Genomic DNA, 15,654 nt, shown 5'->3' with positions numbered 1-15,654 from the left:
CGTGCAGCAGCATGGGCTCCAGCACCCTGGCCTTCGAGGCCGCCTCGAACACGTTGTCCGAGTACACGTCCCAGCCCCCGAACACGATGTCCCCCAGCCCGGCCAAAGGCACGAACTCCCTGATGAGCGGGAACCGGCCGTCGGTGCGCTTGCCCAGCCGGATCCGGCCCATCTGCGTGAGCGAGCCCACCGGCTGCGAGAAGCCCTTCTTGATCGACTCAACCCCCGCGATCAGCGTCGTCGCCACCGCCCCAAGGCCCGGCAGCAGGATCCCCAGCTTACCGCTCGCCTCTTTTACTTGATACTCCATGTGTAACTTAGTTAAGGTAAACCAATTATTTATAACCACTTATTTACTTTATACCACTGAAGCGTCTGCGATAGACCTTTCTCAAGGTCATACTCAGGGGTATACTTTAAATCTCTTTGGATGCGCGCAATGCTGCAGTTCCAGTTCTCGGCAATGAGCTCATTTATCTTTTCCCGATTCAACGCCGGAGTTTTGTTTGCAGAGAACAGTTCAGACAGAACAGCCAAGCTCCTTACCGCTCCCACAGGGAGGTGAAGCCGTAAGGCTTTCTTGCCCAGTATTCGTTTGGTCAAATCTGCCAATGTATACCTGTTATAACTGTTGCCGTCAGAGACATTGTAGCTGGCACCGTTCACCTCCGTTTGCAATGCCTGCAATACTGCTTTGGCCAAATCTTTCACGTAGACAAAACTTAGCCGCTGGTTTAGTTTGCCTATGTAAGGATCTAACCCTTTACTGATGGTGGAGAAAAGAATAAAAATGTCTTTCTCCCTTGGTCCATACACGGCGGTGGGCCGAAGCACCACCAGTGGCAGCTCATTTATCTCTTTCAAATACTGCTCAGCTAGCAGTTTGCTTCTGCCATAATCGGTAACCGGGTTTGGCTTGCTCTCTTCCGTAATTGGAGTTGTCTGCTCGTAAGCGACAGGTCCCAAGGCTGCCAGGCTACTGAGGAAGACAAACTTCTTCAGCGGAATATTAGCTTGCACAGCTGCCTGGGCCAGATTACGGGTGAACTCTGCGTTCACTTTATTATATTCCTGGGCACCTTTGGCCTTTGTACTGCCGGCGGCGTGAATGATATAGGTATACTGCTTTTCTTCTAACTCCTTCTGCAATACAGAAATGCTGTTAAAGTCTAACTGGGTGTACTGAATAGGGAAAGGCTTGAGATGGTCTACCTGGCTGGACGCACGCACGGCCGCATAGACTTCCAGGCCAGCGTTCACTGCTTCTTCCACCAAATGATAGCCCACAAAGCCACTGGCTCCCGTGATCAGTACTCGTTCCTTCATATCGCCTTTTCGTAAATGCGGTACTTTTTATAAGGTTGAGCGTCCATGTTCAGCAATCCCTGGTTCATTAATTGGTTGTTCTCCAGAATCCAGGAAGCTTCCGCCACTTTCATTTTTTTCTCTTTGAATTTGAGCATGGCGTAGCCGTAGAAGCAGGCCTCAATACCTAGCTTGCGGTAATTTTCCAGCACCCCCAGGGCAATGATGCGCAGCCCATTTATCTTCTTCTTTTGAAGAAGCAATTTGAAAATGCCAGTAGGGAGCAGGCGTCCGTTTTTGACCTTGATCAGAATCTGGTTGATGTCCGGCACGGAAAGCGAGAAGCCCACAATTTTTCCTTCATGTTCTGCCACCATGCAGAAGTCTGGGTCCAGGATCATTTTCAGGTCCTTGGCCATGTAGTCAAACTCATTGGGAGTCATGGGAACAAAGCCCATGTTCTTGTCCCAGGCATGGTTATAGACCTCCCGCAGTTGGGCCGCTTCTTCTTTGAATTTCTTCAAGTTGATCGGCCTTATTTTGATGCCCCTTCGCTCCAGTCTTTCCTCCAACACCTTGGTCATCCGGAAGGGGCGCTCGTTGTAATTCTCCTTAAACTGGTAGGCTATGAGATCCACTTTTTTGGAGAGCCCGGCTTTTTCCAGCAACTGGAGGTAATAGGGCTTGTTGTAGGTCATCATAACTACAGGCGGACTGTCAAACCCTTCCACCAGCATCCCGCAGGTTTCATTGGTAGACGGGTTGACCGGTCCAATCATGGTTTTGGCTCCCTGTTCCCGTAGCCATTGAGCCGTCTGCGTAAACAGCAGATTTGCCACCTCCTGATTATTGATGCAGTCAAAGAAACCGAAGAAGCCATCTTGCATCTGGTTTGTTTGGTTATGGTTCCGGTTGAGCACGGCGGCTATACGGCCTACCACTTTTTCGCCTTCGTAAGCCAGAAACGGCTGCACCAGCGAGTGTTCGTGAAACGGATGTTTCCCAGGAGTTAACAGGTCCCGCTGGGCAATAAAAAGCTCAGGAACATAATTAGGGTCCCCTTTGAAAAGCTTGTGCGGAAAGTCTATGAAGGCTTTGAGCTGATGCTTGGTGTTAGCGGGCACTACTCGCCACATATGCTTCTTGCTTAAGGTTAATCTGAAGTTCTTTGAAGGCTTCAGAAAGTTTGCTCACCGCTTCTTCAATCTGGGCAAACGTGTGGGTAGCCATAACTGATAAGCGAATGAGAGTAGAATCTGCCGGTACCGCCGGAGCTACCACCGGGTTAACGAAAATGCCTTTGTCTTGCAGCGCGCGGGTAAGCAGGAAGGTCTTATAATTGTCTCGTACATAAATGGGGATGATGGGTGACTCTGTAGGGCCCAGTTCAAAGCCTTCTTCCTGTAAGAGTTTGGTCATATAGTGGGTGTTGGCCCAAAGCCGATCCATCCATTCTGGCTCAGTTTCCATAATGTCAAGGGCTGCCAAGGTACTGGCCACCGATGCCGGCGACATACTCGCACTGAAAATAAGCGAGCGGGCGTGGTGCTTCAGGTACTGGATAGTAGCATGATCTGCCGCAATAAAGCCACCCAGAGAAGCCATAGACTTACTGAAGGTACCCATAATGAGGTCTACGCTCTGGATGAGGCCAAAGTGGGAGGCCGTACCGGCACCTTTCTCGCCAATCACTCCTAAGCTATGCGCGTCATCTACCATAATGCTACCGCCGTAGCGTTGGGCTATGGCTACCAACTCCGGAAGCTTCACAATGTCTCCTTCCATGCTGAAGATACCGTCTACTACAATCAGCTTAATGGCCTCTGCCGGCAATTTGCTGATTTTCCGCTCCAGGTCTTCCATGTCATTATGCTTGTACTTGAGCACTTTGGAAAAGGAGAGGCGGCTACCGTCTATGATGGAGGCATGGTTGAATTCATCTAGCAGAAGATAATCGTTGCGGCCAGTTAAGCTGGAAACTACTCCCAAGTTAACCTGAAAGCCAGTGCTGAATACAATGGCGGCGTCTTTGCCTACAAAGTTAGCCAGCCTTCTTTCAAGCTCTAGGTGGATGTCTAAGGTGCCATTCAGAAACCTGGAGCCGGCGCAGCCTGTGCCGTAATCATCAATGGCCTGTTTAGCAGCTTCTTTTATCTTAGGATGATTGGTAAGCCCCAAGTAGGCGTTGGAACCAAACATTAATACTTTTTTACCGTCAATGATTACTTCAGTATCCTGGGCAGACTCAATGGATCTGAAATAAGGATAAGCCCCCAGCTCCCTGGCTTTCTCCCCGGCTTTCTCCGGAGCACTTTTTTCCCGATTCGCCAGCTTCTCGCTTAATTTAGTTGTCATTAGGATAGACATTTACAAGTATCTAGTGCCGCAAGTGCAGATTTCATATTTACAATGTCCTTGCTAGGACAAAGGAGGGGAAAGTGATTTTTTTTTGCTGAACCAGTAGTTGAGCTTATCAACTATTAGTTGAAAAAAAAGTAGTTGACGGAGTCAACCACATCTGGAAAAAAATTAAATTTTGTTTCTTAGGTGCAGGGCTACTTTCACGAAGGTGGTAATCTCGTCTTTGGTTAAGCCCTCCTGTAAATGATTCATTACTTTTTCTTCAATCTTTTGTGCCTTCTTAAGCATGCTTTTGCCTATAGGTGTCAGGAGCAGGGTTTTCTTTCTTCTGTCACAGGTGTCACCGCATCTTTCCACCAAGTTTTTCCCTTCTAGTACCCCAATTACCCTTAAAACCGCTGACTTATCTTTCTTCACAATTTCAGCTAATTCCTGCTGAATCAGGGAGTTGTTTTTAGATAGCAGGTTTAAGAATACGAAGTGCTGAAAAGTTAAGTCTATTCCTGAGTTTGTGAATTCTTTCTCTACTGCTTTCCCTAGTGCCAGCCCCGTCCTTCCTATCAGTAATCCAAGATGTGACGCCTCATTCATAACCTCTATTGATTAACTGCTGCAAAGGTGAGAATAATAGTTGACAGCGTCAACTATTATTGGTATCCTTCATTATAGCAAAGGAGCTAAAAAATAAGTATTCTCATACTTGTTAATGCCGTTTCTACTCAGACACATGAGGGAGCTTTTTCACCTGAAAAGGAGCGAGGCGGGAAAGACTAAAAGAAGCTCCTCCGCTTCCTCGTGCACTTAATATGGATATAGGTCCACGAACAAATAGAGCAGAGGGTGTCCGGTTATTTAAATAGCGTTTAGGGGCTCTTTTCCCAAAAAAAGGTCTAAAGCGGGAAAATAGGTTTTCCCGCTTTAGACCTTTTAATGATAGAGGTTATGCTTTTTCAACAGTTTGGCTGGAGACATATTCCACAAAGTCACCAACGGTATGGAAGGGAACTTCGTCTGGAATATTGATTTTGAAGTTTCTCTCCAGTTCCCAAATAACATCAACCAGGTCTACGGTGTCAAAACCGAGTTCTTTGTTGAGGTGGGAGGTTATGCGTAGCCGTGAAGGTTTGATCTCCTTTATCTGGCTGATGATTTTTACCACCTTCTGGGTAACAGAAGGAATTGCAACGGGTATCATAAGGTAAGGGTAGAAGTTCTTTCTATAAGTGAAGGCGCAAAGTGTATAAACTTCCTTTCTGTCTGTTCTGTAAAAAAGCTTGGCGACAGCCCCTGATTTTACTCCGGGGAAAAAGGACCGCAAAAGTACCTATTGCGCGAGCATTGTGCAAAGTTGGTGCTGATATCCTTAGTGAAAGTGATAAAAACGGGCGCAAGATGCGCCCGCCTTTCTTCATCATTCATTATTCAGGTAGTATTCATTAAGCGATAGCAGGGTGTCCGTGCCCTTCTTTCTTCGCCTCTAGTTCAGCGGTTTCACGCTCCAACTCTTCGGCGGTTTTGTCTATCAGGATAATCTCTGTCTGCTTGTCCCAGCCAAACTTGGCCATGATGCGGTCAAATCCATAATAGATGATCGGTACTACAATCAGAGTCAAGAACATGGAAGAACTCAGACCTCCAATCAAGGCCCAGGCCAGACCGTTTTTAGTAGCGGCTACCGAACCTCCGGCCAACGCAATCGGAAGCATACCAATCACCATCGCCAGCGTCGTCATCAGGATCGGGCGGAAACGGATTCTCACCGCTTCCAGCAACGCGCTCTTCACATCATGACCTTCTTTCTTCATCTGGTTTGTAAAGTCCACCACCATAATGGCGTTCTTGGCCACCAGACCAATCATCATGATAATACCCAGGATAGAGAAGATACTCAGAGACTGGGCGGCCAGGGCCAGGGCCAGCAAGGCTCCAATAATCGCGAGCGGGATGGAGAACAACACCACCAGCGGATAGATGTAGGAGTCATACAGGGCTACCATAATCAGGTACACAAAGATGATAGAAGCCAGCAAGGCTACTCCCAGCGTACCGAAACCTTCGCTCTGGTTTTTCAAGTCACCGGCGTAGTCAATGGTTACGCCGTTCGGTACTTTGATCTCAGCCATACGGGCTTGGATATCGGCACCCACGGAACCAGACGGACGCCCGATTACCTGCGAGTTCACGTTCAGGGACGTTACCCGGTTGGTACGCTCCAACTGAGACGGACCGGTTGACTGTTTCACATCAGCGAACTGACCCAGACGCACTACCTTGCCTTGGTTGTTGATGAAGGAAAGGTTCGCAATGTCGGTCACGTTGCGGCGGTCAAACTCATCCAGACGGATGTTAATGTCATAGTCTTCTGTACCGGAACGGAAGGTAGCGTCTGTGTTTCCGGAGAAGGCCATCTGCATGCCGGCACCCACACTTTCCAGGCTCATGCCCACACGGGCCATCTTGTCACGGTCCACTACTACCTCAATCTCGGGGTTACCACCTTCCACAGACACTTCCACGTCCACGGTTCCCTCCACGCCTTCCACTAGTTTGGTGACGCGTTGGGAGAAGGAGATCAGGGTGTCAATGTTTGAACCTGACAATACCACCTGAATAGGTGCCTGGGCGTTACCCACCAGACCAACCGGTACCGGGGTTACCTCTACGTTGGGCAGTTTTCCTTCAATATCAGCTTTGGCCCGACGGCTGAATTCCTGCGTGCTGAAAGAACGCTCTTTCACGTCTACCAGGGCTACAGAAAGTTCCGCCTGGTACGCTGAGGTCTGTCCTTGCTGTGACGAAGCCGTGGTACCTACCGTGGTAAACACCCGGGTTACTTCCGGAATACCGTTCAGGTACTCTTCCACCTGTTTGGTGGCGAAGTTGGTTTGCTCCACCGTGGCATTCTTAGGCAACTCTAACTGCAAGCTTACCTCACCGCGGTCACCCGCCGGGATAAACTCGTTACCAATGAACCCGAAAGGCACCAGCATGAACGAGGCAATCAGGAGCAGGAACGTAGCGGCCAGTGTGATGAACTTATGGTTAAAAGCCCATTTCAGGGCACTGGTGAAACCGTCAATAATTTTGTCCAGCAAACGCTCAAACCACAGAATGAAACGGCCGAACATGTTTTTGTCAGACACGTGCTCCAGTTTGGAGAAACGGCTGGCCAGCAACGGAATCAGGGTAAAGGCTACGAAGAGCGAAATCATTGTCGCTACGGCCACTACCACGGCAAACTGCCGCAAGATGTCAGATACCAGACCGGTTGACAGAGCAATCGGCACGAACACCACCACAATTACCAGGGTGATGGAAGTAACGGTGGCCATGATTTCTTTGATCCCGTCATAGGCGGCCTGTGCTGGGTTTTTACCCATCTCCATGTGCCGGTAAATGTTCTCAATTACCACAATGGCATCATCCACCAGAATACCTACCACCAGCGAGAGCGCCAGCAAAGACATCAGGTTCAAAGAGAAGCCCAACAGGTACATGGCAATGAACGTGGCCACCAAAGAGGCCGGGATAGATACCATTACAATCACGGCGTTACGCAGGGAGTGCAGGAACAGCAACATCACCACGGCTACCAGAATAACGGCAATCACCAAGTCATGGATCACGGAGTCCGCGGCTTCCAGAGTAAAGTCAGAGCTATCAGAGGCGATGTTGAATTTCAGGCCTTCTTTGGCATAGATTTTCTCCAGGTTAGCCAAAGCGGCTTTGGTCTGGGCACTCACCTCTACGGCGTTGGCATCTGACTGCTTCTGGATAGTGATACCCACGGAGGCTTTGGAGTTGATACGGCTCAACACGTCCACATCCTTCTGGGTATCCTGCACCTCGGCTAAGTCTGACAGACGTACAATACCATTCTGGTCATCTTTAATCACCAGGTTGCGCAGTTGGTTCAAATCCTGGTATTTACCTGATAATCGCAGCTGGGTCTGTCCGTTCTCGTTCTTGATTCTACCGGTAGGGAAGTCCAGGTTGGAATTCTTGATTTTCTGCTGCACCTGTAGGATGGAGATCCCGTAGGCTTCCAGTTTCTCAGCCTGAATGTTTACTTTTATTTCGCGCTCAGAACCACCCAGGATTTTGATTTGGGCCATCCCTGGCACGCGGGAAAGTTCAGGTTTGATCTTGTTCTCAATCAGGTCGAAGAATTCGGTGGCGGGCATATTGGCCGTAGCCCCCATTTTGATGATGGGCAAGTCGTCAAAGTCAAACTTGTTCAGCGTGGGCGGATCTGCATCCTCAGGCAAATTAGCCAGAATCGCGTTGATTTTCCGCTGTGCGTCCTGCAAGCTTAAGTCTACGTTGGTGCCTTGGTTCAGCTGAATGGTGATGATGGAGAAACTCTCTAAGGAGGTGGCCTTCATCTCTTTCACGTTCTCCAGGGCAGAAAGCGCATCTTCAATCTCTTTGGTCACGGAGTTCTCCACCTCGTTCGGCGAAGCCCCCGGGTACAGGGTCGTAATGGTCAACACCGGAGGGCTGAACTTAGGCAGCAACTCGTAGTTGAGGGAGTTATAGGAGACAACACCTAGCAGGGTGAGCACGGTGAAGACCACCACCACCAAGGTTGACCGCTGAATGGATAATTTGGTTATGTTCATTTTCTAAACTTCTTCTGTATAAGAAAAGATGTAATTACTTAAGCGCGGTTACCTGAATACCTTCACGCAGGTTGATTTGGCCGCTCTGCACTACTTTTTCACCCGGCTGTATGCCGTCCAGGATCTCTACCTGGTCCTGGGTTACAGTTCCCACTTTCACTTTGCGCAGGTTGGCTTTGTTGTTGTTCACCACCCACACGCTTGGGTCTTGGATACTTCCCACAATGGCTTCACGAGGTAACAGCAAGGCGTCACGCTGGGCATTCACCGGGAAGAAGGCCGTGCCGTACATACCTGCCCGCAGGTTGTTGTTGGCGGTGTTCTTCACTTCAATCTCCACGTCAAACTTCAAACTGGCATCAGCGGCTGCCCCTATGGCGGTTACGGTGCCTTCATATTCCTGGGCACCACCGGCATTGGCGGTTACTTTCACTTTCTGACCACGGTTGATGAGAAGAACTTCGGCTTCAGAAACCTTCACGTTCAGTTTCAGGCGGTCTACGTTCACAATGTCGTACAGCTTGGTGCTGGCATTGGCGTTCAGGTAAGATCCAACTTCAATGTACATCTCGTTGATCTCACCGTTGATAGGAGCCGTTACACGTGCGTTAGACTGGTTCTGGCGGGCGGCTACCAACTGCGCACGGGTGGCGTTCACGTTGATTTGGGCATCTTCCACCTGGCGTTTGGTCACCGCGTCACCGGCTACCAGATTTTTCATGCGCTCCAGATCTTTCTGGGCTTTCTGGTAATTGGCTTGGGCGGTGGCTAAGTTGGCACTGGTGGTGTTGTCTTCCACCTGAATCAGCACCTCACCGGCTCTTACTTTATCGCCTTTGCGTTTGTACACGCGCTGGATCTGGCCAGACACTTCGGCCATTAGGGTTAAGCTTTGCACTGGTCTAAAGTTACCTTGCGCCGTGAAGGACTTGTCCAGCTTGGCATTCTGCACTTCAGTTAATGTTACCGGAATGGCTTCGCTTTTGATTTCGGCCACGGCGGCGGCTTCGGTCATTTCCTTTTTGTTCTTATTCAGGGTGTAAGCAACCGCACCAATGAGCAGAACAGCAACCAGGATATAAATAAGTTTTTTCATTTTTTTAGAGTGTACCGAAAAGGGTTATTGGATTAGGTTTCTTAATTCGCCGCGGGCTCTGATGTAGTTCAGCTGCGAGATCTTATATTTTAAGCGTTCGTTGTTCAAGTTGGTCTGGGCTTCTCTCAGGCTCACTTCAGCTTCAAGTAAATCGGTGAGCGGGGAGAGACCCTCTTTGTAAAGGCTGTTGGTGGTATTGTAAACCTCCTGGGCCAGCTCAACGTTCCGTTCCTGGTTCTGGATGGCCAGTTGGCTGGTGCTAATCTGCTTGATAGCATTGTCTAAGCCCAGTTGCGTGTTAAGCGCCAGGTTCTGCATGTCCAGCTCAGTCTTCTTCACTTCTATCTCGGCCTGTCTTACCTGGTTTCTGCGCTGGAACCCGTCAAAGATGGGGATGTTCAAACGCACACCCAGTACAAAAGTCTTGAACCAGGGTTGGCTGGTGTCAAAGAAGTTGAATTCTCTGCGTTGAGCGTTATAGGTGTACTGCCCAAAACCGGCCAGGGTAGGGAATGCTCTGCCTTTAATGTTTTCCACGTTCAGGCCATACAGCCTTCTCTGGGTTTCCAGGGCCTGGTAATCGGCGCGCTGAGCCAGAATCTCATTGGCGTCTGTGGTAAGCGGAAGCACCGTGTTGGAAAGCGTGGTGGAATCTGCTATCTCAAACTGCTGGTCTATGGGCATGCCCATGAAGAACTTAAGCGCGTTTTTCTGCTGCTCATACGCCGAGGCCAGAGTCTGGCGCTGATTCTCCAGGTTGGTTTTGTTGACCGTGATGCGGTTCACATCTACCTTCTTGGCGAAATCATTCTTGTATTGCAGCGTCAGGATTTTCTCCAGTTGCACCAGACGGTTGTAGTTTGCTTCAATGGTGCTGAACTGCTCCTTCGTTTGCAGGGCCTGTAAATAAGCCGAGCTCACGTTATAGAGCACGTCTTCTCTGCTCATCTGGGTGCGCAGGCGGTACAGGTCACGGGTAGTCTGCGCCGCTTCCAGGCCTACAAAGTAGGATTTGCTGAAGATCAACTGCGACAGCTCCACCCCGCCGTTGGCGTTGTATTTAGTACCAAACTGAACCGGTACAAAAGTGCCGGGCTGCCCAATGATCTCACCGGGAAGGAGTTGGGTAGGAATAGACGGATAGATGCTCAATTGCCCGGTACCCGTTAACTGCGGCAAACCGGATCCTTTGGTTTCCTTGATTCTGTACTCAGCGCCTTGTTCATCTAATTGGGCTTTGGTCACACCAATGTTATTGGTGGTGGCAAAGGTCAGCGCGTCTTTCAGCGTGAGCACTTTGCCCTGCGGTTGGGTTTGCGCATAACTGAAACTCGCCACTATCGTGAGCAGGAGACTCAGTAATAAATGCTTTTGATTCACGGTTTCGTAGGTATTTAAAAGTTTGTAATAAATAGTTGGTTCAGAATAAAAGGAACCAAAAGGGCAAAAAAAATTATTTTTTTCTCTCTTTCAACCACTTGTCTAAGAGCGCGGGTACTTCTCTGGAAAGAAACTCCAGGAATTCAATGCGCTCCAGCACCTTCTCATTCATGTCTGGATTGGCGCTTCCGCGGAGTTCGTTCGTTTTCCTGAGCAATTTGCTGAAGGCCAGAATGTAATCCATCTTGCTGATCACTTCCTCGTGCCAGTTCTCCAGCAAGGCTCCGAAGTACCTTTTTCTATCGCCGGGGAACGTGATGTATTCAATCAAACGCATCTGGAGCAAAAGATTGAGGGCATTGCTGGCCGCGCTCTTGCTAATGTTCAGCGTATCAATGATCTCCTCAAAGGAGAGGTGCGGTCTGTCTGAGACGTACAGCAACCCAATGATCCGGCCCGTGGCCGGCGGGAAACCCTGCTGCTCATGGTAGATCCCAATCTTTTCTATCAGTTGTTTCTGTTCTGAGGTTAGCTTCGTCACTTATTAATCTCCTTGTATTTGTTCTGAGAACGTCACAAAGGTAGAGATTAGTTTCTTTGGTTTATAATTTTGAGAACTAAATTTTTTGAATACTTTTCACTTATTGGAAACGGCCAAGGCTGGTTTCAGAACAGTTTTGCGGAACAAAGATTTAAAGCCTTGGTGCCGCAAGCCGCCGCTAAGCTAACGTGTTCAGGCGCAGCCCGCAACCCTCTAGCTGGCCAACAGGACAGAGTACCGGATGAAGGTGCGTTTTCAGGCGATGAAACCGAAAAGTATCCTGCTGAAATGGAAAGAGGCCTGTGAGATCACCCGTGTTTTGGTGAACCCACAAGCCTCTTATCCAAGGAAATATTAATGCTGATGCCGTACTACTCAACAAATTTATGCGGCAAACAAAAGGGTTGCGTTTAGGGGCCGTTTTTCCAAAAACGGCCCCTAAACGCAAAATAGGTAAAGGAACTGTTCAGCTGTATCCATATTTCAGTAAACCAAACTTGCTCCACCCGCTTTAAGGAGGTGCTGGTTTTGAGACGATTTTGGAAAAACGGCCCCTAAACGCAAACGCTGTTATTTCTTGAACCGTCCGCCAAAGAAGTCGTTGGCGTTCCAGGTGGGGCGTTCCTTGGCCTGCGCCACCTGATAGCTGATGAGGAAGTTGAGCTGCACGTAGTGTTTGCCCGCTTCAAAATCAAAGCTGTCATTGAGCTCATCCTGCGGCTTGTGGTAGAACGACGCGCGCCACACCTCTACCTGTTTGTTCAGGTTGTTCTGCCCGTCTTTGGTCTTGTTGCCGTATTTAATATGGAGCGCCGGAATGCCCTGGCTCACAAAGCTGAACTGGTCACTACGGATGAAGCGGTTCTGGTCTGGCTCAGGATCGGCTTCCACGGCAATCCCTAAATACCCGGCCGCGTTGGCTACCGGTTGCGCCAGCGAAGAATGCTCGGCCCCCAGCGCTACCGCCGAAAGGAGCGGGGCAATGATGGTGGGCATATCGGTATTGATGTTGGCCACTATTTTCTGCTTAGGTACGGTGGGATAGCGGGCGAAGTAAGAAGATCCAAGCAAACCCATCTCCTCGCCGGTTACCAGCACAAACAACACGGACCGCTTTGGCTTCTGCTTCAGGTTGGAGTACACGCGGGCTATTTCCAGCACACTGGCCACCCCAGAGGCGTTGTCATGGGCGCCGTTATAAATAGAGTCGCCCTTCACGGGAGTGCTCACGCCCATGTGGTCCAGGTGGGCACTGTGCACCACGTATTCGTCTCGCAGTTTAGCGTCTGAGCCGGTGATCTTGCCCACTACATTATAGGAGTCGAAGTCTTGGTACGTGGAGGTGTAGCTCGCTTTCATTTTAGCCGGCAAATTGGCCGAAGAGGGGGTTCCTTTCCGAAGGTTAGCCACCACCTGGGCCGTGTCTAACCCCGCGCCCTGTAGCAGGGTATGGAACGTAGCCGCATTGATCTGGGCGAGTACTTTGGATTGGTCAGACACAAAGCTGCCGGACGCGCCTACTTTTCCCTTGGCATCCATGACGCTGTTCACACCGCGCGACAAGTTAGGCACCGTGGCTCTGGGGTTAGGGTTGCTGCTGCCAATGATCACGCCTACCGCGCCGTGGTCTACCGCGTTCTGCAGAATGGTGGAGAGGCTCATGCTGGCGGCCGCAATAGTGGAATGGAAATTTTTGGGCGCGCCTCTTAGCACTACCACCACTTTTCCTTTCACATCCAGTTTAGCATAGTCATCATATCCTACCTCGGGGGCCGTGATCCCGTAGCCGGCAAAGGCCAAAGGTGCTTCTACCTGCACAGATGGCGTCTGCGGATTTGGGTAGAAGGCGAAATCCCGGCCCTGCACCAGTGCCGTCTCCTTCTGGTCAGAAATTAGGGTGAACGTGGCGCCGTTGCCCGTGTAGGCTTTCCTGATTCTCACTTTCTGGAGATACGTGTTATTCTCACCGGCAGGCTGTACGTTCAGGTCTTTCAACTGCTGTACCACATAGTCTACGGCTATCTGGTAACCGGGTGTGCCCGGCAAACGACCCTGTAATTTATCGTCGGCGAGGTACTGAATGTGCGCTTTAAGGGCATTGGGCTTGACCAGTGTAAGGCTGTTCGCTACATCCTGGTCTACCTTCAAAGTCTGGGAAAAAGCGGTGCCGGTGCTCAGGAGCGCGGCCAGCAGCAGAAGTTTGGTTCGTTTCATGTGAGGTTAGTGCTTTGTGGGAGGGAAATTACTAAATAAACCCTGTATAGCCACCAACGGCGCAAGGTCTCAGATAAGGTAGAGGAGGAGTTGCCGCGCTAGTGATGTGTAGTTTTGCGTTTAGGGGCTCTTTTTCCAAAAACAGCCCCTAAACGCAACGGCGGGCCCAACAGGAAGCTAATTGGTAGTCAGTTAAAAACAAAAATCCCTGTAACCTCGGTTACAGGGATTTTACTGCGGGAAAGACTCAGGAATGTGAAACAGGCTCCCGCCGTGCCAGCGGGTGTACACTTCTTGAACTCTCTATTATTTATTGGACTGTTGGCGTACGGGCACCGGAATAGGTTGCAGGGTAGGACCAGTCAATCTTGAAATCAATTCTTTCAGTAAGGAGGCAATGGAAGAATATGTCTTGCTTGTCATGGGTTTAAAATTTAATTTGTTCAGGGAGAAGCTTGGCTTACTGTACGCTCTGTTTCTGCCCCTTCGTTGTCTTGAACGCAGGATTGTCTTTAAGATTTTACGGCAGAGGAAAGATTCTCCGCCTTGGTTTTCATAAGCAATACCCATACCAATAGTTGTAGCTACAACAATAGCGCAATCCCGTTGGTTTCCTCTCCGCTGAAATTATTCCTATTCAGAACAGCGATCATTGGAAATTTGCCCAGCAACGGAGGGAAGAGATTTAGCACTCTCTTCTCGCCACGGAAGCCCTAATGTTGATTTAAGTTACGTAATACGGGCTTGCAAAACCAATAGTGACACCAAATTTTTTAATTTTTCTTTTAGGTGCGGCGTAAAGGGGAAAACTACTGCAAAGGCAGGCACTAAGAATTCTTCAATTAAGCTAAAAAGCCACCGGTAAGACAATATGGAAAGTGGTGCCCAGCCGTTCCTCGCTTTCCACCTCAATGGAGCCTCCGTGCTGTTCTACCAATTGCCGGCAGATGCTGAGCCCCAAACCATTAGATTTCTCGCCTTTCAGGCCCCGCCGACGGGCTTTGGAGAAACGGTCAAACAGTTGGCCCCTGAACTTCTCTGGAATGCCAATGCCTTTGTCTGCGATGTCCAGCAGGAGTTTCTTGTCGGTTTGCCGGGCCTGAATCATGATTTCGCCGTTGTGGGGCGTGAACTTCACCGCATTGGAGAGCAGGTTGTTCATGATCCGGTGGAACCGTTCTTTGTTCAGGTTGGCGTAGAGCGGGGTAGGAGGCAAGCTGAGTTTGAGGTCCCGCGTCCCCTGGAGCTGCGTTTCCCATTCATCGCGTACTTCCTGCAGCAAAGTAGTGAGGTTTACTTTCTCCAGCGGAATATAGTCACGCTGTTCCTCGCGGGCCAGGTACAAAATCTCATTGATGGTCTCACGCGAAGACTGGCAGCTGGTGAGAATTAGGTTGAGGTATTGCTGCTCCTGCTCTTTGGAGGCGGTGCCTTTCTGCAGCAGCGTGGCAATCATCTCAATGTTGTTGAACGGACTGCGCAAATCGTGGGCTACCACGCCCAGAATCTCAGACTTAGCCTGGCTGATTTTCTGAATCTCCAGCTTCCTGGCCTCAATTTCCTGCAGTTGCAGAAAGTTTGCCACCTTATAGCTGTACATGACCCGCGAGAGTACATAAAAGCAAGTCATGATCACGAACGAGATGCAGTGGTTGAGTAAGATCTGCTCTGTGCTGATACCCGAGAAAAGCAGGATAACCGAGAACGCCACTGTGGTAAGAGCCGCTAGGGCCAGGGCCTCAAAATATTCAAAGTCCCAGAGAAAGGCTACGGTAACTAAGCCCAACAGGTACATGGTAAGGGTGTTCTTTGGGTTGCTCTGGGCAATATACGTCATGCCCAGGCAGCAGAGAATGAACAGGAACCCATACCACAGGCACAGGAGCTGAGAGTAGGGCAGGCGGGGCTTTCCGCTAAAGGCAAACTGCTCCACCGCCAGCACCAGCGCTGATGCCAGGGCCAGGAAGATGTTCAGGCCGCGGTAGAAATCTGCGTGTGCGGTGTGGCTGAGCATCGGGAACAGCAGGGGCAACATGATAATACAGCAAGGTACTAGTAGGGTAAGATGCGCCGCCAGCCGGAGTTTCTTCAGATTTTGTAAAGCATACTCTTGCCTGAATACCTCTAATGTTTGG

13 protein-coding genes are annotated in these 15,654 nt (G+C 49.9%); 1 reads left to right on the top strand and 12 read right to left on the bottom strand.

Translation table 11 applies throughout. The features are described 5' to 3' along the window. The 10 genes from EFA69_RS20080 to EFA69_RS20035 all read right to left on the bottom strand — a co-directional run. The coding region (locus EFA69_RS20080; protein ID WP_183906884.1) for an inositol-3-phosphate synthase at nucleotides 1–310 on the bottom strand (310 nt) is incomplete at its 3' end. A 29-nt stretch (nucleotides 311–339) separates the two neighbouring features. Further along, nucleotides 340–1,326 (bottom strand): NAD-dependent epimerase/dehydratase family protein, encoded by a 987-nt coding sequence (locus EFA69_RS20075; RefSeq protein ID WP_123134817.1) that lies wholly within the window; start codon nucleotides 1,324–1,326, stop codon nucleotides 340–342. Further along, nucleotides 1,323–2,441: a GNAT family N-acetyltransferase gene (locus EFA69_RS20070; protein WP_123134816.1), complete on the bottom strand. Its 1,119-nt coding sequence runs from the start codon at nucleotides 2,439–2,441 to the stop codon at nucleotides 1,323–1,325. The genes EFA69_RS20075 and EFA69_RS20070 overlap by 4 nt, the downstream gene beginning before the upstream one ends. Further along, nucleotides 2,419–3,660, bottom strand: a complete 1,242-nt coding sequence (spt, locus tag EFA69_RS20065; protein WP_123134815.1) for a serine palmitoyltransferase — start codon at nucleotides 3,658–3,660, stop codon at nucleotides 2,419–2,421. The genes EFA69_RS20070 and spt overlap by 23 nt, the downstream gene beginning before the upstream one ends. Nucleotides 3,661–3,834: 174 nt before the next feature. Next, a complete protein-coding gene (locus EFA69_RS20060) occupies nucleotides 3,835–4,257 on the bottom strand; it encodes a MarR family winged helix-turn-helix transcriptional regulator (protein ID WP_123134814.1) in 423 nt (140 codons plus the stop codon). Between the two features lie 349 nt (nucleotides 4,258–4,606). Beyond that, nucleotides 4,607–4,861, bottom strand: coding sequence for an acyl carrier protein (locus EFA69_RS20055; protein ID WP_123134813.1), 255 nt, complete (start codon nucleotides 4,859–4,861; stop codon nucleotides 4,607–4,609). A gap of 241 nt (nucleotides 4,862–5,102) precedes the next feature. Further along, nucleotides 5,103–8,288 carry an efflux RND transporter permease subunit gene (locus EFA69_RS20050; protein WP_123134812.1) on the bottom strand — a complete coding sequence of 1,062 codons (3,186 nt, stop codon included), beginning with the start codon at nucleotides 8,286–8,288 and terminating at the stop codon, nucleotides 5,103–5,105. A gap of 34 nt (nucleotides 8,289–8,322) precedes the next feature. Beyond that, nucleotides 8,323–9,384, bottom strand: coding sequence for an efflux RND transporter periplasmic adaptor subunit (locus EFA69_RS20045; protein WP_123134811.1), 1,062 nt, complete (start codon nucleotides 9,382–9,384; stop codon nucleotides 8,323–8,325). A 24-nt stretch (nucleotides 9,385–9,408) separates the two neighbouring features. After that, on the bottom strand, nucleotides 9,409–10,764 hold the full coding sequence (locus EFA69_RS20040; protein ID WP_123134810.1) for a TolC family protein: 1,356 nt from the start codon (nucleotides 10,762–10,764) through the stop codon (nucleotides 9,409–9,411). A gap of 73 nt (nucleotides 10,765–10,837) precedes the next feature. Next, a complete protein-coding gene (locus tag EFA69_RS20035; RefSeq protein ID WP_123134809.1) occupies nucleotides 10,838–11,305 on the bottom strand; it encodes a GbsR/MarR family transcriptional regulator in 468 nt (155 codons plus the stop codon). A 69-nt stretch (nucleotides 11,306–11,374) separates the two neighbouring features. Between EFA69_RS20035 and EFA69_RS20030 the strand changes: the two genes are divergently transcribed. Continuing rightward, nucleotides 11,375–11,611: a hypothetical protein gene (locus EFA69_RS20030; protein ID WP_123134808.1), complete on the top strand. Its 237-nt coding sequence runs from the start codon at nucleotides 11,375–11,377 to the stop codon at nucleotides 11,609–11,611. 264 nt (nucleotides 11,612–11,875) lie between these two features. Here EFA69_RS20030 and EFA69_RS20025 read toward each other — a convergent pair whose 3' ends face one another. Continuing rightward, nucleotides 11,876–13,519, bottom strand: coding sequence for a M28 family peptidase (locus tag EFA69_RS20025; protein WP_123134807.1), 1,644 nt, complete (start codon nucleotides 13,517–13,519; stop codon nucleotides 11,876–11,878). 847 nt (nucleotides 13,520–14,366) lie between these two features. After that, nucleotides 14,367–15,554, bottom strand: coding sequence for a sensor histidine kinase (locus tag EFA69_RS20020; RefSeq protein ID WP_123134806.1), 1,188 nt, complete (start codon nucleotides 15,552–15,554; stop codon nucleotides 14,367–14,369). Nucleotides 15,555–15,654 lie beyond the last annotated feature (100 nt).

It is taken from the genome of Rufibacter immobilis (assembly GCF_003721565.1).
Classification (GTDB): domain Bacteria; phylum Bacteroidota; class Bacteroidia; order Cytophagales; family Hymenobacteraceae; genus Nibribacter; species Nibribacter immobilis.
The sequence above is the reverse complement of the archived record's forward strand: the minus strand, read 5'-3'. Positions and strand labels throughout refer to the sequence as shown.